The 17,040-nt window shown below is 60.7% G+C and carries 15 protein-coding genes; 9 read left to right on the forward strand and 6 right to left on the reverse strand.

Features of this window, described 5'->3' with window-relative positions; all coding sequences use genetic code 11:
- The first annotated feature begins 123 nt into the window (after nucleotides 1–123).
- The 3 genes from PQR40_RS37380 to PQR40_RS37390 all read left to right on the forward strand — a co-directional run bounded on the left by PQR40_RS37380 (nucleotide 124) and on the right by PQR40_RS37390 (nucleotide 1,832).
- Complete coding sequence (locus tag PQR40_RS37380) at nucleotides 124–306, forward strand: CsbD family protein (protein ID WP_325046323.1); 183 nt, start codon at nucleotides 124–126, stop codon at nucleotides 304–306.
- A gap of 81 nt (nucleotides 307–387) precedes the next feature.
- On the forward strand, nucleotides 388–630 hold the full coding sequence (locus tag PQR40_RS37385) for a CsbD family protein (protein ID WP_105506373.1): 243 nt from the start codon (nucleotides 388–390) through the stop codon (nucleotides 628–630).
- A gap of 140 nt (nucleotides 631–770) precedes the next feature.
- Nucleotides 771–1,832: an AI-2E family transporter gene (locus PQR40_RS37390; RefSeq protein ID WP_408511157.1), complete on the forward strand. Its 1,062-nt coding sequence runs from the start codon at nucleotides 771–773 to the stop codon at nucleotides 1,830–1,832.
- Nucleotides 1,833–2,162: 330 nt separating this feature from the next.
- Here the strand turns inward: PQR40_RS37390 and PQR40_RS37395 are convergent, their stop codons facing one another.
- The 3 genes from PQR40_RS37395 to PQR40_RS37405 form a co-directional block, all read right to left on the reverse strand.
- On the reverse strand, nucleotides 2,163–3,419 hold the full coding sequence (locus PQR40_RS37395; protein ID WP_408226963.1) for an MFS transporter: 1,257 nt from the start codon (nucleotides 3,417–3,419) through the stop codon (nucleotides 2,163–2,165).
- 168 nt (nucleotides 3,420–3,587) lie between these two features.
- On the reverse strand, nucleotides 3,588–4,415 hold the full coding sequence (locus tag PQR40_RS37400) for a siderophore-interacting protein (protein WP_408511158.1): 828 nt from the start codon (nucleotides 4,413–4,415) through the stop codon (nucleotides 3,588–3,590).
- Nucleotides 4,416–4,496: 81 nt separating this feature from the next.
- Nucleotides 4,497–5,495: a PadR family transcriptional regulator gene (locus PQR40_RS37405; RefSeq protein ID WP_408341050.1), complete on the reverse strand. Its 999-nt coding sequence runs from the start codon at nucleotides 5,493–5,495 to the stop codon at nucleotides 4,497–4,499.
- Nucleotides 5,496–6,598: 1,103 nt separating this feature from the next.
- Between PQR40_RS37405 and PQR40_RS37410 the strand changes: the two genes are divergently transcribed.
- A complete protein-coding gene (locus PQR40_RS37410) occupies nucleotides 6,599–7,468 on the forward strand; it encodes an NmrA family NAD(P)-binding protein (RefSeq protein ID WP_408341055.1) in 870 nt (289 codons plus the stop codon).
- A gap of 90 nt (nucleotides 7,469–7,558) precedes the next feature.
- On the opposite strand, the gene PQR40_RS37415 is transcribed toward PQR40_RS37410, so the two are convergent.
- The gene (locus PQR40_RS37415; protein ID WP_408511159.1) at nucleotides 7,559–8,473 is read right to left on the reverse strand and encodes a glutaminase; all 915 of its coding nucleotides are present in this window, start codon (nucleotides 8,471–8,473) and stop codon (nucleotides 7,559–7,561) included.
- Between the two features lie 146 nt (nucleotides 8,474–8,619).
- On the opposite strand from PQR40_RS37415, the gene PQR40_RS37420 reads away from it, so the two are divergent.
- Complete coding sequence (locus PQR40_RS37420) at nucleotides 8,620–9,372, forward strand: AraC family transcriptional regulator (protein WP_408511160.1); 753 nt, start codon at nucleotides 8,620–8,622, stop codon at nucleotides 9,370–9,372.
- Nucleotides 9,373–9,394: 22 nt separating this feature from the next.
- Here the strand turns inward: PQR40_RS37420 and PQR40_RS37425 are convergent, their stop codons facing one another.
- The gene (locus tag PQR40_RS37425; RefSeq protein WP_408511161.1) at nucleotides 9,395–10,972 is read right to left on the reverse strand and encodes a DHA2 family efflux MFS transporter permease subunit; all 1,578 of its coding nucleotides are present in this window, start codon (nucleotides 10,970–10,972) and stop codon (nucleotides 9,395–9,397) included.
- Between the two features lie 322 nt (nucleotides 10,973–11,294).
- Between PQR40_RS37425 and PQR40_RS37430 the strand changes: the two genes are divergently transcribed.
- The 3 genes from PQR40_RS37430 (at nucleotide 11,295) to PQR40_RS37440 (ending at nucleotide 14,365) form a co-directional block, all read left to right on the forward strand.
- Entirely contained in the window at nucleotides 11,295–11,954 is a 660-nt protein-coding gene (locus PQR40_RS37430) for an alpha/beta hydrolase (protein WP_408511162.1), read from the forward strand.
- Between the two features lie 191 nt (nucleotides 11,955–12,145).
- Nucleotides 12,146–13,198, forward strand: coding sequence for a rod shape-determining protein (locus PQR40_RS37435; protein WP_408226987.1), 1,053 nt, complete (start codon nucleotides 12,146–12,148; stop codon nucleotides 13,196–13,198).
- Between the two features lie 381 nt (nucleotides 13,199–13,579).
- Nucleotides 13,580–14,365 carry an alpha/beta fold hydrolase gene (locus PQR40_RS37440; RefSeq protein ID WP_408227053.1) on the forward strand — a complete coding sequence of 262 codons (786 nt, stop codon included), beginning with the start codon at nucleotides 13,580–13,582 and terminating at the stop codon, nucleotides 14,363–14,365.
- A 163-nt stretch (nucleotides 14,366–14,528) separates the two neighbouring features.
- Here the strand turns inward: PQR40_RS37440 and PQR40_RS37445 are convergent, their stop codons facing one another.
- The gene (locus PQR40_RS37445; protein WP_172178295.1) at nucleotides 14,529–14,930 is read right to left on the reverse strand and encodes a hypothetical protein; all 402 of its coding nucleotides are present in this window, start codon (nucleotides 14,928–14,930) and stop codon (nucleotides 14,529–14,531) included.
- 434 nt (nucleotides 14,931–15,364) lie between these two features.
- Between PQR40_RS37445 and gltA the strand changes: the two genes are divergently transcribed.
- Nucleotides 15,365–16,663: a citrate synthase gene (gene gltA, locus PQR40_RS37450; RefSeq protein WP_408341040.1), complete on the forward strand. Its 1,299-nt coding sequence runs from the start codon at nucleotides 15,365–15,367 to the stop codon at nucleotides 16,661–16,663.
- Nucleotides 16,664–17,040 lie beyond the last annotated feature (377 nt).

Below are 17,040 nucleotides of genomic sequence, written 5' to 3' on the forward strand. Positions count from 1 at the left end.
CAGGGATGGCGAACTGGGACAATGAAATCCTGCGTCGAGTGTCGGTGTGGATCGGCCCAAGCCGCTCAGGCATTGCGCGCTCGACGTCTTTTGTGTGCAACCCAGACTTTCAAGGAAATCATCATGGATAAGAATCGGGTCGAAGGCGCAGCGAAACAGGTCAAGGGCTCCGTGAAGGAAGCGATCGGCAAGGTCACCGGCAACCGGACGACCCAGGCCGAGGGCGCGGCCGAAAAGCTGGCCGGCAAGGTGCAGTCTAAAGTCGGTGAAACCGCGGATGCGGTTCGCGATCGCGTGAAGCGCTAACGAGTCAACGACGAAGCAGTAACCGTAAAACGCCGGCCACGGCCGGCGACTGCTTGCTCATTCTGTTCAAGGAGAACATCGATGAATTCAAACCAGCTCGAAGGAACCGTGAAAGATGCGGCAGGCAAGGTGCAGGACGCCGTCGGTGGCTTGACGGGCGACGTCGACCTTCAGGCCGAGGGCAAAGTCCGTCAACTCGCCGGTAAGGCGCAGGCCAAGTACGGCGATAGCGTCGACCACGTCGCCGAGACGGCCCGCAACAATCCCATCGGCGCGCTGTTGATCGCGGTCGGTGTCGGATTTTTGTTGGGCAAGCTGATGTAAGTCCGCGATGCGCTACGACGCCGGGTGCGTCGCCTACCGGTGCACGAGGCGCGTCTCTCCGGCCCTGCGGGCGCCTTGGTTGTCCGATGATCCCGGCGCGTTCGAGGCGCCGGATCTTATCGTCTGTTCGAGGAAAGTTCATGCTGGGATTCGACGTCTCTACAGCCCGGAAAGTCTGGACTGCGTTTCTGATCGCGCTGCTGCTGTTCATTCTCTATACCGCGTCGTCCACCTTGCTGGTGGTCGTGTTCGCGGTCTTCTTCAGCTATCTGATCTACCCGATGGTCGATCTTGTCGACCGCTTCCGGCCGAGCCGCGTGCCGCGGGTTGCATCGATTGCGCTGGTGTTCGTGGTGGTGGTCGCAGTGATCGCGGTGGCGGGTTCGCTATTCGGCGTGCAACTGCAGGATCAGGCCACGCATCTGTTCGCGCAGTTGCCTGAATTGATGAAATCCGATGTACCCAATCGCTTTCCGCTGCCGCATTTTCTTGAACCGCTGCGCGAAAGGATTGTGGATTTCGTGCGTGGCCAGATCGAGACCGGTTCCGACAAGGCCGTGCCGATGGCGCGTAGTGTCGGGCTGGGCGTAGTGCATGCAGCGAGCAATCTGATTTACCTCGTGCTGATTCCGATTCTGAGCTTTCTGCTGATCAAGGAAGGTCCGCAGATGCGCGATGCGTTTCTTGATGTGCTGACGGATCGGCATCGTGTGCTGTGGGCCGAGATCGTCACGGATCTGAATGTGCTTTTTTCGAAGTATGTGCGGGCGTTGCTGTTTTTGTCGCTTGCGACTTTGATCTGTTATGGGGTGGTTTTTTCGTTGCTTGGGGTGCCGTATGCGTTTTTGCTGGCGGTGAGCGCGGCGTTGCTGGAGTTTGTGCCGTTTGCCGGGCCGCTTGGGGCGATTGCTATTACGCTTGTGGTGGCTGTTTTTAGTGGGTATTCACATTTGCTTTGGTTGGTGATTTTTATCGCGGTGTATCGGTTGTTTCAGGATTATGTGCTGAATCCTTATCTGATGAGCGAAGGTGTTGAGGTTAGCCCGTTTCTTGTTATTGTCGGATTGCTGGCTGGGGATCAGATTGGGGGTGTGGCGGGGATTTTTCTGGCTGTGCCGGTGATTGCCATGCTGAGGATTGTTGTTGGCAGAGCCAGGGGTTTTTATGTGTCTTCGCGGGGTGAGGGGGGCGGAGGGGGGTGACTGCGGATGCTGATTAGTTTGTGGTTTTTTCTTCTGTGCGCCTATGGTGTTGGCCTTTCCTTGTGTTCTTATTGGTTTGTTAGCGTCGCCCCTGTGCGGGGGCAGGCACCTACTTTTCTTTGCCTGCCGCAAAGAAAAGTAGGCAAAAGAAAGCGGCTCACACCGCTAGATTATAAGCGGGTCCCCCGCGCAGTTGCGGTAGTGGTGCATCTGGAATCTGTGCTCTCGCACATTCAGCTCTGGTGACAAGGCAGTCTTACTTCCGGCGGCGCTGCGCGCGCCGATGCGGTGCTTCTACGGTGTTTTAGCGGGGCGTTGGTGTCGTCGGTTTTAAGCTTCCCCGACTGTGTTGCCGGCCAATACGCCCGTCGGCGGTAATGCATTTTGTGCCCCGTGGACGCGTGAAACCCAGAATACTCCGAGCAGCGCGATTGCGACCGCTGCGCATCCAACGGTCCCGTATCCTACGATCTGCCCCGTCGGTGAACTGCTCAGCATCAGGCCGCCAATCCACGCGCCGCTTCCTGTGCCCAAAGCCTGCAGTGCACTGTTGGCGCTGAGAAAAGCACCCCGCCGGGCAGGCTCGGGCACGGTAGTTAGCAGTGCTTGCATCGGCACCATCCGTGCGGACATCAGCACCATGAAAAACGGGAAAAACATCACCAGCGCGTAGAACGGTAGATCCGGTAGGTGCGTTACGAACAGTATGGGCAGAAACGAAAGTATTGCCGCAATCCGGAATACGCGCCGTGTGCCGAATCGATCAGCAAGCTTGCCGACCCGGCGCGAAGTGAAGAATGTCGCTGCGCCACCCGCCATATACAGCCACGACAACTGCGCCGGAGCCACGCCGTGATTGGCGACCAATACTGGCGAGATAAATGGGATCACCAGCATATGCGCGATCATCATCATGAACGTCAGCGCAAACGCATTCATATGCCGCGGGTTGCTCAATAGACGCCACAAATCCGGTAATACCTCGCCCAGCGCCGGTTGGCGGCGACTCAAATGCTCGGCCAGCGAAGGGACCAGTTGCCAGCCGGCAACCCAGACGACCAGCGACAACACCACCAGCAAATAGAACGGGGCCGCCCAGTTGAAGTGCGCGCCGAGCATCACGCCAGCCGGTACGCCGGCAATCGCGGCCAATGAAAAGGCGGTCATGATCGTGCCGGTCGCGGCGCCGCGGCGCTGCACCGGGATGACGTCGCCGACGATTGCCATGATCACCGAGCCCAACACCCCACCTGTGATGCCCGCAAAAGCGCGCGCGGCAAGCAGAAGGGGAAAGGTGCTCGCCAATGCGCACGCGAGATTCGAGAGCGCGAATAGCGCATACACCGTCAGCAACAGACGGCGCCGGTCGAAGCGGTCGATATAGGTCGCCGCGAATAAACCCGACAGCCCCGAGCACCACGAATACGCGGACACGGCCGTCGCAAACGCGGCCGGTGTGATACTGAATGAGTGCATGATCTGCGGGCCAAGCGGCATCATCACCATGAAATCCATGATGATGGTGAACTGCGTCAGCGCAAGCAGCCACAGCAAACGGCGCTCGTGCTTTGTGCTAATTGAATACATCGGTCAATTCCTTATTTTTGTTCGAAGCACGCCGGTTGTTGGGTTCACGCATCTTGCAGAGCTCATGTAGCCGGTGCGGCTCACGGATTACCGCTCGGCCTCCGCATTTCATGCGGCTCACACGGCTCATGCAATTCACGCAATTCATCACACGCCCGCTACGGACGGTCAGTCGTCGAGCGTTTCATGCACCGCTTCGGCACCCTGTTTCCAGTAGCTGGCGGCGCGAATGCGCGACTTGTCGACGCCGCGTTCCGAGCACAGGTGGTAGCGCACCGCACGCATCGTCGCGGATTCGCCGGCGGCCCATACGTAGCCTTCGCCGTCTTCGGGCAAGTAGATTTCGCGTACCGCTTGCAGCAAGGCGTCGCCGCGATAGCCCGATTCGCTGCGATGGCGCCAGATGATATGCAGTTCGGCCTGCGTCGTGAACGTGATCTGTGCCGACTGATCGGCCACTTCGATCACAGCCGCGACGCGTACGCCGGCAGGCAGCTCTTCGAGGCGGCGGGCGATTGCCGGCAGCGCGGTGTCGTCGCCGATCAGCAAATGCCAGTCGAAGCCAGTCGGTATCACCAGCGAGCCGCGCGGGCCGCCGACGCCGAGGTACTGACCCACTTTGGCTTGCGCCGCCCACGTTGCGGCTGGGCCGGCCTCATGCATGGCGAACTCGATATCCAGTTCACGCGCTTCAGCGTCGAAGCGGCGCGGCGTGAAATCGCGGGCAATTGGGCGCGGCTGACCGGCGGGAAACACGGGACCGTCAGGGCCGGCTTCGGGCAGTACGGGTTTGTCGGCGCCGGGTTCGGGGAAGAACACTTTGATGTGGTCGTCGAACGAAGCGGAGACGAAGTCGTGCAAATCCTCGCCCGTGAAGGTGACGCGAATCAGATGCGGGGTCAGCGCGTGCACCTCTTTGACCTGCAACAGACGGAACTTCAGCGGATGCCGCACGCGATAAACTGCCAGATCGGTCCGGTTGTCATTTGTCAGCATAAGGTGCCACTCCTGTCGGTTTGGTTGGCGTTCGAAGCTGCTCATGGGCACCTTCGAACGCGAGTGTCGGATAGCGCGATCTCAAGCGGTGGGTTCGCCGCTGCCTTCGTCGCCCCGGGGATTGCCTTCGCCTTCGATTTCATTTGCCGCGCGCATCAGGATCGCGGCGATGCGGCGCTGTTCGGCGGCCGGCACGTTGTCACGGCGCAGAAGTGCATGCTTCAGTGCGCGGCGCGCTTCGCTCAGTTCCGGCAGCCAGCCGCCTTCGCTGACGTCGGCGGGCTCCTCACCGGCAAACGCGCGGCGTACGGAATCCATCTTGCGGGCGATATGCGTCAGTTTGGCGAGCATCAATTCGACGCGGTCGCGATTGGCAGCCAGGTACTCGCGGCCCGTTTCCGACAGCTCGTAACGCTTGCGGTTGCCTTCGAGTTGCACAGTCACGTAGCCGAGTTCTTCCAGATACGTAAGCGCCGGATAGACCATGCCGGGGCTCGGGCTGTAGAAACCGTTCGAGCGTGTTTCGAGCGCCTTGATCAGTTCGTAGCCGTGGCTAGGTTGAGCATCGATCATCGACAGCAGCAGCAACTGCAGATCTTCGGAAGTGAATTTGCGGCCGCGCGGAAAGCCGTCGCCTTCGCCACCGAAGCCGCCCGGGCCGCCGCCGCCGAAACGTCCGCCGCGACCGCCGCCGCGTTGCTCGTGATGGCGGCCGATTGCGTGCCACAGCGCGTGCAGCGAGAAGCGGTCGTGGCCGTGGTGGCCGAAGCGGTGGCCGTGACCGAAGCCGCCTCGGTCGTCGCGGTCACTGCCTTCACCGCGCTCGCCGTGGCGGCCATTGCCACGCTCGTCGCCGCGGAACTCGTGCCGGCCGCGTCGGCCACGCTCGTCGCCATGAAACTCGTGCCAGTCGCCACGTCCGCCATGGTGAGATTCAAAGCCGTCACCGCCGCGCTCGCCGCGGTACTCGTAGTGATGGGCGAATGCGTGCCAAAGCGCATGCAAAGACGGACGGTCATGCCCTGCGAAGAAACCTTCGTCCGCACCATGCGAACGGGAAAAACGATGTTGATGACGCATCTTGGGTACTCCCATTTGTGTCTTAAGATGTGTCGTAAGATATATATCTAAAGATAGTTTGTCAAACTTATTTTGTGCCTAAGGCGTTCCATTCGTGCGGATGCGCGTTGCCGGCCGGACCCGAATATCGTCCCGAAACCCTTGCTCTATAAGGCGCTGCGCGATTCGAGCGCCGAAGCTGGAACCTTCACGCACGAAGCGATTCCATTGCGTGACCAGTGATTACAGGTTTTGGACTCGTTGAAGATAAGGCGAGCTGTGACTTCGAGTAAGCGGTAGCGAGTGCTACCGCCTGGAATCACAAGAGAAGGCGAAGAACGACCGGTTCGCGCCATGCCGCTCGCACGCGATGTGCGATTCGCTGTTCCAGATATGGAAGGTGGCGATTTACCGAAGCGAAGAAGTCATGCTCGCTGTCTTCCTCGAGGAACCTTGCCCGGACCCACCGCAATTTCCCCTCACGTCTTCACGCTGTCTGGTTGATCGCCGCTCTTGATTTCCGCTTCGGTGATCGGTTCGTAAATGCTGAAGAAGAGATGATCATTCATGGGAAACGGGCCGCCGTCACCGTTTGTCACGATCCAGTCACCCGGTACGACTTTCCGCCAGCCCTCCTCAGTTGCGACACACCAATGCCCGTCTTGTGCGTCGACTGCCGGATGGTCGCCGGGCCTGAACCACTGGACTGCATCGACGACACAATTTCGCCTTTGAAACTTCATTTTTCTATCTCTTCTGGTTGCGTCTGCGCGTGGTTCTGAGCGTGCTACTTTTGCCTCGATGTCGTGACTGCGAAGCTCCCGTATGCGGTTAATCTGTTGTTAGTGCCAGCTCGTTCTGATTGTGTAGCAACCGCCCATTATCAGGAATCCTTTGTACGCAAGCAATATCTGGTTTGGATTGGCAACATAATTTTTTCGACACGACACCTTGTAAGCATCCGCGCTCTGAGTAGCGCCGCCGGTCCAGATTGCAAGTCAACGGAAATGCGTTGCATGCTTTCATGTCATTAACTAAATGACATCCATGCTCTCGTGAAATCACTGGGAAATGCCGACAATCTCGCTCAGAACGGCATTGGCCGTATTCGAGGAGCGATGAATATGTATGCAATTACCGGTGTAACAGGGCAGGTGGGCGGCGCGGCGGCACGCGCCTTATTGGACGCGGGGCACGCCGTGCGCGCCGTCTTACGTGACAAAAGCAAGGCGGCGGAGTGGACGGCGCGGGGCGCCGAAGTGGCGGTCGCGTCATTCGAAGACGCAGACACGCTCGCCGCGGCGTTCAGCGGTACGGCAGGCGTCTTCGTGATGGTAGCGCCGAACTTCGCGCCGCAGCCGGGCTATCCGAATGCACACGCAGCGGTGGCGGTGCTGAAAGAGGCGCTGATGAAAGCGAGGCCTGAACGTGTTGCGGCGCTCTCATCGATCGGCGGCCAGCGCGAGTCGGGCCTCGGTCTCATCACGCAAGTGCATATTCTCGAAGAAGCGCTCGCGGATCTGCCAATTTCGACGGCGATTTTACGGCCCGCGTGGTTCATGGAAAACGCGTTGTGGGATATCGCGCCGGCGCGCGAAACCGGCGTGATGCCGAGTTTCCTGCAACCGCTCGGTCGTGCGTATCCGATGATCGCAACGGCGGATATCGGCCGTGTGATCGCTGCAACGCTTGGCTCATCCTGGCAGGGCCGCCGCGTGATCGAGATTGAAGGACCACGGCGTTACACGCAAGATGAAATCGCCGCGATGCTCGGGGACGTGCTGGGTCGTTCGGTGAAGGCTCAATCGGTGCCGCGCGATCAGTGGGAGGCGCTCTTTCAGTCACAAGGCACGGCATGGCCCGCGCCACGCATCGAGATGATCGACGGTTTCAATTCCGGGTGGATCGATTTCGAAGACGGCGTGAATGAGCGGGTGGTTGGCAGCACCGCTTATCAGACGGTGTTGGCAGAGTTGGTCGCGCGTGTGGGCTAGGGGCGCTCGTTCAACAGGAGGCGACGGCGGCTTGGCGAGGACGTTGAACATTCAATAAGTCCATCGAGTCGCCGTCGCTGCGGCACGGAATCAAAAAATCGACCGCCCGGTAATCGTGGTCAACGATTCCAGTGCTTTCGCGCCGGCAAGTGAATTGCCGTTCGCGTCGAGCCCGGGCGACCACACACAGACCGCCATCTCCCCCGGCAGTATCGCGACGATGCCACCACCCACGCCGCTCTTTGCTGGCAAGCCGACACGAAAGACGAAGTCGCCCGCAGCGTCGTAGGTACCGCAGGTTAGCATCAGGGCCGACAAACGCTTGGTCGAACTGCTGTCGAGGATGCGTTCCCCAGTCGACGGTACGACGCCTCCATTACTCAGAAACAACGCAGCCCTGGCCAGCTCGACACAGCTCATCGAGATCGCGCATTGCCGGCAATACGCGTCGACTACCGCGTGGACGGGCATTTCCATGTTGCCGAAGCTCGCAATAAAGTGCGCCATGGCCTGGTTGCGATCCGCATGTTGCAGCTCCGATTGCGCGACGCGCATATCGTAGTCGATCGTCACCTCGCCGGTCAGCCGCCGCATAAACTCCACCAGCGCAGTTTCCGCCTGCACGAAACGGCGGCACAGCACGTCGGTGACGACCAGCGCGCCGGCGTTGATAAACGGATTGCGCGGCTTGCCTTGCTCCGCTTCGAGCTGCACCAGCGAATTGAATGGTGTGCCCGACGGCTCGCGGCCGACGCGCCGCCACAGTTCGTCGCCGAGCAGCCGGAAGGCCATCGTGCAGGCGAATAGCTTGGAGATACTCTGGATGGAAAAACGGGTGTCGGCTTCGCCGGTGCGGAAGACCTCGTCGGCGGTCGTGACAATCGCCATGCCGAAACTGTCGGCGGGGACATTCGCCAGTTCGGGAATGTAGTCGGCGACCTTGCCGGTGCCCAGATAAGGCTGAAGATCGCGATGAATCTGTTCGAGGATGGATGCGTAGTTCATTGGGCTCGGACCGTTGAAGCCGCGATTCTACTGGCAACCTGGCGCGAATTGTTCGTGCAGCGGCGCTGCCGGGTTCGAGCAATGTTTTGCCCGGGTTATGATAATCTTGCTGCCTTTCCTGTAACAACCGGGCAAAACGGACATTGATGATGGAAGCTTTCGATCCGGACGGCGTCGCGCGTCCGGTATTCGTGGTCGACGAGCACTACGATGCGCTGGACGAACCGTGGCGCGCCTATCGTCGTGCGCGGTTGATCCATGTGAGCGTCGGCGTGCTAGGCGTGCGTACGGAAACCGGGCGATGGGTCGTGCCGCAGGGTCACGCGCTCTGGCTGATGGCGAACGTGCAGCATTGCCTGTCTACCGCTGAGCCGGTGCAACTTCACTCGCTGTATGCCGACGCGGATGCGGCGCCGCTGCCCGCGCAAAACGTCGCGCTGGCGCTCGACCGGCTGGCGGAAGCTTTGCTGGGCGCCGCGGGCGATCTGCCGCACGACAAACCGGTCGACGAACCCACCGGGCGCCTTCTGCAAGTTTTGCTGGACCGTTTGTCCGGCTTGCCGAGCGCGCCTCTGGCGTTGCACTGGCCGCGCGATCCGCGGATTCAGCGGATCGCCGAAGCGCTGAACGTCAACCCGGCGGAACCGGCGGTGCTTGACGATCTGGCGGCGGCCGCCGGCGTGACCGCCCGCACGGCGGCGCGCCTTTTCGTCAAGGAAACCGGGCAGACCTTCGGTCAGTGGCGGCAGCAACTGCGGTTGCTGGTTGCACTGGAGCGCCTTGGCGCCGGAGCAAGCGTCACGCAAGTGGCGCTCGAAGTTGGCTACGGCGACGTGTCGTCGTTTATTGCCGTGTTCCGCGACGCCTTCGGCGACACACCCGCACGCTATTTCCGCTAACGCAGCGCCGGCAACATCGCAATCAGTGCGCGGCTGCCGCACCCGGTCCGCCGCCGCCCTTGGCTGGCTTCGTAATCCAGATCAGCGGAATGATCAGAATGAAAATGATCGACGACACATAGAAGATGTCGTTCAGGCCCATCATCGCGGCCTGGGTGTTCACCGTGAAATCAAACAGCGCATGTGCCGATTGCGTGTTCAGATGAAGCAGCGACTGGGTCGAATCGATCTGCTGGCTGAACAGCGGGTTATCGACACTGGCGCGCTCGGTGAGCCGTTCGTGGTGCAGCACGGTGCGGTTATTCCACTCGTTGCCGGCGATCGAGGTGCCCACCGCGCCGCAAAACACCCGCACGAAATTCGACAGACCGGCGGCCGCTGGAATTTTGTTCGGTGGCTGGCCGGACAGAATGATCGCGGTCAGCGGCACGAAGAACAGCGCCATTGGAATGCCTTGCAGCAGCGTGGGGAGCACGAGGTGCCACGTGTCGATTTCGACCACGTACTTCGAGCGCATATAAAACACCACCGCAAAGCCGATAAACGCAAGGGTCGCGATGATGCGTGCGTCCGATCGCGGCAGCACACGGCCCATCACCGGTGCGAGCAGCACCGCGAAGATGCCGAGCGGCGCGGTAACGAGACCGGCGTCCACGGAGCGGTAGTTCAGATACTCCTGCATCCATTGCGGCAGTAGCACCAGATTGCCGAAGAACACGCCGTACGCCACCGAAATCGCAATCGTGCCGCCGAGAAAGTTGCGCTGCCGGAAGAGCCGCAAGTCGACGATCGGATTCTCCTCAGTCAGCTCCCACACGAGGAAGAACGCAAAACTGATCAGCGCGGTGATGCCGAGAATCACGATCACCGGCGACGAAAACCAGTCGAGATCCTTGCCCTTGTCGAGCATGATTTGCAGCGACGCGACCCAGGTAATCAGCAGGCCGAGCCCGATTACGTCGATGGGCGGTTTGCGGGTGGCCGACTCGCGGGTGCGGTAGATCATCCACGTCACGCCGGCTGCGAAAATGCCGACCGGAATGTTGATGTAGAAGATCCACGACCAGCTATAACTATCCGTGATCCAGCCGCCAAGCGCCGGACCCGCAATCGGGCCGACGGTGGCCGTCATGGCCCATAGCGCGAGTGCCGTCGACGATTTCTCCTTGGGATACGAGCCGAGCAGAATCGCTTGCGAGAGCGGAATCAGCGGACCGGCCACGGCACCCTGGAACACCCGCGCGACCAGCAGGATCGGCAACGTGGGCGCGATACCGCACAACCACGAAGCCAGCACGAACATCAGAATCGCGCCGACGAACAGCTTGATCTGGCCGATGCGTTGCGTGAGCCAACCGGTCAGCGGAATCGAGACGGCATTGGCCGCGGCGAATACCGTGATGACCCACGTGCCTTCATCGACCGAGACCCCGAGATTGCCCGAGATGGTTGGAATCGCAACGTTCGCAATCGACGTGTCGAGCACGTTCATGAAGGTGGCGAGCGCAACGGCGATGGTCGCCAGAACCAGTTTGCCGCCTTGTAACGGTGGCGGTGGTGCGGGCGGCGTGGCAGCAGGCGCGGCAGAGGGCTGGCTCAAACGATTCTCCGGATTGCGGTGCTACGGACGTTTTATACGGCGGTTTATTCACTGCCCGGGCAAGGAGCCAGACAGCCGGTCGAATGCTTGCAAAAGCATACCTGTATTCAGGTTATGGCGTCGTCGACCCATACAGATCCAGCGGCGGAAACCAGTCCGGCAGCGTATGCTCCCGGCTGAGACCGCATGCAGCGACACGAAGAAACACGAAGCGACCTGAGGCTGCATGAGGCGCCGCGAGGGCCACACGTTGCCGCGTGTCTGGCCGCGCGTGCGGAAACACGAACCGAGAGTACAGCGAGTACAGAGAGAGGAATTGAATATGGGCTGGGAGCAATTCGAACACGGTTGGCGGCGCGCGCCGGCGACAACGCCTGCCAAGGCATTGGTGGTGCTGATGCACGGCGTGGGCAGCAATGCGCGCGATCTGATGCCGCTCGCGGACATCTGGAGCGAGAGCCTGCCGGACGTCGCGTTCGCCTCGCTCGACGGCACCGACGCGTTCGACGGCGGCTTCGGCGGACGGCAGTGGTTCAGTCTGCGCGATGTCAACGAAGGCAATCGCGACGCGCGTGTCGCTGCCGCCTATCCGGCGTTGCGGCGCATGCTCGAGGCGGAACTGGCGCACTGGCAGCTTCCTTTCGATCGCCTTTCATTGGTCGGCTTCTCACAAGGCTCGATCATGGCGATGCATCACGTGGCGGCCAGCGCGGAAGGCGTTGCTGTGGTCGTCGCGTATTCGGGGCGGCTCGCCTCGGCGATCGTCGCGCAGAACGGCACACCGCTTACGCTCGTGCACGGTGAAGAAGACGAGGTGATCCCGGTACAGGAACTGGAATACGCCGCGGATGCATTCAGCAACGCCGGCTACACGGTCGACGCCTACGCGTTGCCCGGCATTGGCCACACGATTAACGCGGACGGTGTCGAGCTCGGCAAGCAGGCTCTGGAGCATGCATTGGGTGCTTTGTCGCGCGATTGACTCGCCCGGAATTAAAAAGTGGCCCTAAAGATTCTGATTTGCTTGCCGTTAACTGCTCATTGGTATGAAAATCACTTCCGCCGCGCGGATTGCGCAACGCCCGTCCGGGCGTGCCAAGCGGTTCGGGTGACCGGGGGCGCATTTTCCAGACTGCCCGGAAAGGGCGGATAACGACACATCAGAGCCTTCCTATGGCCAGACCGACGCCGCATTACCCGCTTTTCGATCGACTGTTCCGTCACGCCGTGGCGGTGGACCTCGGCACGGCCAATACCCTCATCTATACCGACAACGGCGGCATCGTGCTGAACGAGCCGTCTGTCGTGGCCTTCCAGAAAGAGTCCGCCGCCGGGCAAAAACGCGTGGCGGCAGTGGGCACTGAAGCGCGCCAACTGCTCGGCCGCGCACCGGGCAACGTCGAAGCCATACGGCCGATGCGGCACGGCGTGATCGCCAACTTTTCCGCTGCCGAGCAGATGATCCGGCAATTCGTCGACATGGCCCGCCCGCGGCCGTTGTTCAGCCGGCGTGCCGCATTCACCGTGTGTGTCCCGGCGGGCGCGACCCAGGTCGAGCGGCGCGCGATCAAGGAGGCCGCAGTGGCGGCCGGCGCGTGGAAGGTCAGTCTGATCGGCGAATCGCTGGCGTCGGCAGTCGGTGCGGGCCTGCCGGTATCGGAGCCGATCGGCTCGATGGTGGTCGACATCGGCGGCGGCACCACCGAAGTCGGTGTGATCTCACTCGGCGGCCTCGCGTATAGCGGCTCGATTCGCGTAGGCGGCGACAGTTTCGACATGGCGATTGTCAGTTACGTGCGCAACCTGTATGGCGTGCTGCTTGGCGAGCAAACTGCAGAACACGTCAAGAAGGGCATTGGTTCGGCCGTGCGCGACGTGCCGGTCGAGCATATGAATGCAACCGGGCGCAGCGTGGAGGACGGCTTGCCGCGCACGGTTCAGTTGAGCAACCACGATATCGCTGAAGCGATCGAAGGACCGCTGCGCCAGGTGATCGGCGCCGTGAAACGTGCGCTTGAAACGGCGCCTGCCGAACTGGTGACCGATATCGCGCACGGCGGCATCGTGCTGACCGGCGGCGGCGCGCTGCTCGGCAATCTGGGCCGCCGTTTGACCAACGAACTTGGGCTCGACGTCCGCGTCGCCGATGAACCGCTCACTTGCGCTGTGCGTGGCGCGGGCGCGGCGGCTGCCGCCGGTTTGCTCGACGACAGCGCCTACGAATGAGTTGATGTGGCATGTACCGCCTTGCAGGTGGTCAAGGCGTGCTCGCCGCATGGGCTGGCAGCCGCCTCGCGGTCACGCGCACCGGCCGCGAAATGAGCCGTACGGGCCCCAGCAGCGATGCGCGGATCGCGAGGCGCCCAGCCAAGTCCCTACACGCACGCTGAACAGGCCTCGGCGCGTATTCAATGGCTGTGTGACAATACGCCCTGTATCCCAATTTCAGGGATGCGAACACGTTTTTCCTCGAATCCATTTCTAGCCGGCTCCGCTGATACAGTCAGCCGCTGCCGCGCCGTCCGTGAACCACCAGTGAATCAATCCGTTTCCGCTTCGTCCTCTCCCGCGTCGCCGTCCTTTATCGAGCTGCATAGCGGCTTGCGCATGCCCTATGTGGAAGCCGGCGAGGGCGAACTGCTGTTGTTCGTGCATGGCTCGCTGTGCGATTACCGCTACTGGCAACCGCAACTGGCAGGTTTGTCGAAGCAATACCGCTGCGTCTCGGTGAGTCTCACGCATTACTGGCCGGTGACGGATACCGAGCCCAACCAGCCGTTCAGCTGGAGTGAACACGCGGACGACGTGGCCGAATTCATCGATCTTTTTGGCGCAGGGCCGGCGCACGTTGTGGGCCATTCGCGCGGCGGTTGCGTGGCATTTCATTTCGCGCGGCGCCATCCGCAGTATGTGCGCACCTTGACGCTTGCTGACCCGGGTGGCCCGTTGCAGATCGCCGGGCGAGCGCCCGCGAGCTTGCCGGAGACCGTCAACGCATTGCGCGCGAAAGCCGCACAGTTGATCGAAACGGGCGAGGTGGAAGCGGGCTTGCAGCTGTTCGTCGATTCGGTGAGCCGTCCCGGTTTCTGGGCGATGAGCACGCCGGGGTTTCGCAGGATGGCGACTGACAACGCACACACGCTCGCGCGCCAATTCCACGATCCGTTGCCCGCTTACGTACCCGAACAGGCGGCCGAAGTACGCTGCCCGGTGCTGCTGATCGATGGCGAAAAGAGTCCCGACATGTTTCGCCGCACTGCGACGGCGCTGCAAACGTGGCTGCCGGATTCGCGCCGCGAAACCGTGCGCGGCGCCTCGCATGGGATGAATCTCGCGCATCCGGCAGCATTCAATCGTTACGTCGACGAGTTCATTCGCTCAATGGACGTTTGACACGCGCGTGATAAGCGCCTTCCTGGTACTCGCACCACAGCGTACGCACCTGGATGCGCAACCAGCGCTTGATAAGCCTGCAATGAACACATGTTGACTGGCTCGCGCCGACTCGCGCACAGGGCGTAGCGCTTGCAGTTAGTCACTGCGTGCCATTCAATCTTCAAGCCTTGCGGTGCGCGTCTTTGTCGAGCGCGCGTTCCGCGGCTTCGCCGACGAGGCCGTGGTAATACAGATGCACGCCGATCGCGAGCGAGTCGTTGCGAATTTCGTGGAAAGCTTTCCATGCCTTCACGGGGTCTTTGAACAGCAGATAGTGCGCTTCCTGCGCGATCAGATCCGCGACTTCGTGCAGACCATGGCCGTGCAGGACATCGACGAGTGTATCGAGGCTGCGATGAGTGCGAGCGTCGGTACGCGGGTAAAGCATATGCAGCACCGCCACGTCTTGCGTTTTCAGCGCCGCCGACAACGCTACGACGATGTCCTGGTGGTTCAGCGCGGTGACGATGTTGTCTTCGTTGTGGACGTGGTCCGGAAACAGTGTTTCGAGCGAGGCGTTCATCTGGTCCTTCCGTGTTCTTCTGGCTGATGAAAAAAGCCCGCCGTAGGACGGCGGGCCAAAGACAGCGATGTGTTCGCAGGGGAAGCAAAACACGGATCCAGTATCGCAGAGCGGCGTTACTTGTGCAGCTTGAGCGCCGCAAAACATTGTTGCAGTAAGCGTGCTAACTTTCATTTGGCTGGCGACGCCGCCGGGCGCAAACAGTGCTGTTCCGTGTTGCGTATTTCCGCCTGTTTCCGTATGTTTCAGGCGATTACGCGACTCTTTCAGGCAACGAATGTTGCGCCAGTGGAGATGGTTTGTTGCGGGCAATCGTCGCAATCAGAACCCTTTCGGATCGTAGAATGCAAAGCGGAGCCTGAGCATGCCACGCGGCGATCCGACGATCGAGCATGCCGGCATGTGTGCGATGTGAAAGTAAAAGGAACGTGTAGATGAACTCGAAGACACACGCAACGCTGAGCTTTTCCGACAGCGACCAGACGATTGATTTGCCCATTTATCAGGGCACGCTCGGGCCGGATGTCATCGACATCCGCAAGCTGTACGGCCAGACCGGCAAGTTCACCTACGACCCGGGTTTCATGTCCACGGCAGCATGCAATTCCGAAATCACATATATCGACGGTGACAAAGGCGAGTTGCTGTATCGCGGTTATCCGATCGACAATCTGGCGCAAAACGCCGACTTCCTCGAAACGTGTTATCTGCTGTTGAAGGGCGAGTTGCCGAATGCGCAGCAGAAAGAAGAGTTCGTCAACACTGTTACGATGCACACGATGGTGCACGAGCAGATGCATTTCTTCTTCCGCGGTTTCCGCCGTGACGCGCACCCGATGGCGATCCTGGTCGCAGCGGTCGGTGCGCTATCGGCGTTCTATCACGACTCGCTCGACATCAACAATCCGCAGCACCGCGACGTATCCGCGATCCGCATGATCGCGAAACTGCCTACTCTGGTGGCGATGGCGTACAAGTACACCGTGGGGCAGCCTTTCGTTTATCCGAAGAACGACCTGTCGTACAGCGCGAACTTCATGCGGATGATGTTCGCCAATCCGGCGGAAGAGTACGAAGTCAATGATGTACTGGTGCGCGCGCTGGATCGCATTCTGATTTTGCACGCGGACCACGAGCAGAACGCGTCGACCTCGACGGTGCGTCTGGCGGGTTCGTCGGGCGCCAATCCGTTCGCGTGTATTGCCGCGGGTATCGCCTGTTTGTGGGGCCCGGCGCACGGTGGTGCGAACGAAGCCGCATTGAATATGCTGGCGGAGATTGGCTCGGTCGACAATATCCCTGAGTTTATTGCGAAGGTGAAGGACAAGAACTCGGGCGTGAAGCTGATGGGTTTCGGTCATCGTGTCTACAAGAACTACGATCCGCGTGCGAAGCTGATGCGTGAAACGTGTTACGAAGTGCTGGAAGAGCTGGGCCTGCACGACGATCCGCTGTTCAAGCTGGCCATGGCGCTGGAAAAGATCGCGTTGGAAGATGAATATTTTGTGTCACGTAAGCTGTATCCGAATGTCGACTTCTATTCGGGTATCGTTCAGCGCGCGCTGGGTATTCCCACTGCGATGTTTACGTGTATCTTCGCGATGGCGCGTACGGTGGGCTGGATTGCGCAGTGGAACGAAATGATCGCCGATCCGGAGCAGAAGATTGGGCGGCCCCGGCAGTTGTTCGTCGGGGAGACTCAGCGGCAGGCTCGGCCGCTTGCTAAGCGGTAAAGGTTTTGGTTTTGCCTGCGAGGCGCCTGGTCGTCTGGTTGCCTTGCAGGCAGGGGCTTTTTTTCGCGGTTTTGCCTTCGCGGCGCTTGTTGTTGTTTGCCTGTCGCGTTGGCTTTTCCTTGATTTCCTATTGGTCTATTAGCGTCGCCCCTGTGCGGGGCAGGCACCTACTTTTCTTTGCCTGCTGCGGTGTGTGTCAAGGTAGTTGTCGCATGAACCGTTACGCTGCGTGCTTATACATTTTGGCCGACGCGTGAGTTCGCTCCGGGTTCAGATAGACCGAGTCTGCCAGGTGCCAGTTGCGGATGGCACCTGACCAGCGTGCGGGGTTCTGCCTGCGCGCGTCTTCGTACAGCGCACACCGGCGGGCCAGCAGG

The organism is Paraburkholderia sediminicola (assembly GCF_046026855.1).
Classification (GTDB): Bacteria; Pseudomonadota; Gammaproteobacteria; order Burkholderiales; family Burkholderiaceae; genus Paraburkholderia; species Paraburkholderia sediminicola_A.

Excerpts from the sequence above, each read along its gene's own strand:
- PQR40_RS37380 (WP_325046323.1), top strand. The coding sequence starts at position 124 with ATGGATAAGAATCGGGTCGAAGGCGCAGCGAAACAGGTCAAGGGCTCC.
- PQR40_RS37385 (WP_105506373.1), top strand. The coding sequence starts at position 388 with ATGAATTCAAACCAGCTCGAAGGAACCGTGAAAGATGCGGCAGGCAAG.
- PQR40_RS37390 (WP_408511157.1), top strand. The coding sequence starts at position 771 with ATGCTGGGATTCGACGTCTCTACAGCCCGGAAAGTCTGGACTGCGTTT.
- PQR40_RS37395 (WP_408226963.1), bottom strand. The coding sequence starts at position 3,419 with ATGTATTCAATTAGCACAAAGCACGAGCGCCGTTTGCTGTGGCTGCTT.
- PQR40_RS37400 (WP_408511158.1), bottom strand. The coding sequence starts at position 4,415 with ATGCTGACAAATGACAACCGGACCGATCTGGCAGTTTATCGCGTGCGG.
- PQR40_RS37405 (WP_408341050.1), bottom strand. The coding sequence starts at position 5,495 with ATGCGTCATCAACATCGTTTTTCCCGTTCGCATGGTGCGGACGAAGGT.
- PQR40_RS37410 (WP_408341055.1), top strand. The coding sequence starts at position 6,599 with ATGTATGCAATTACCGGTGTAACAGGGCAGGTGGGCGGCGCGGCGGCA.
- PQR40_RS37415 (WP_408511159.1), bottom strand. The coding sequence starts at position 8,473 with ATGAACTACGCATCCATCCTCGAACAGATTCATCGCGATCTTCAGCCT.
- PQR40_RS37420 (WP_408511160.1), top strand. The coding sequence starts at position 8,620 with ATGATGGAAGCTTTCGATCCGGACGGCGTCGCGCGTCCGGTATTCGTG.
- PQR40_RS37430 (WP_408511162.1), top strand. The coding sequence starts at position 11,295 with ATGGGCTGGGAGCAATTCGAACACGGTTGGCGGCGCGCGCCGGCGACA.
- PQR40_RS37435 (WP_408226987.1), top strand. The coding sequence starts at position 12,146 with ATGGCCAGACCGACGCCGCATTACCCGCTTTTCGATCGACTGTTCCGT.
- PQR40_RS37440 (WP_408227053.1), top strand. The coding sequence starts at position 13,580 with ATGCCCTATGTGGAAGCCGGCGAGGGCGAACTGCTGTTGTTCGTGCAT.
- PQR40_RS37445 (WP_172178295.1), bottom strand. The coding sequence starts at position 14,930 with ATGAACGCCTCGCTCGAAACACTGTTTCCGGACCACGTCCACAACGAA.
- gltA (WP_408341040.1), top strand. The coding sequence starts at position 15,365 with ATGAACTCGAAGACACACGCAACGCTGAGCTTTTCCGACAGCGACCAG.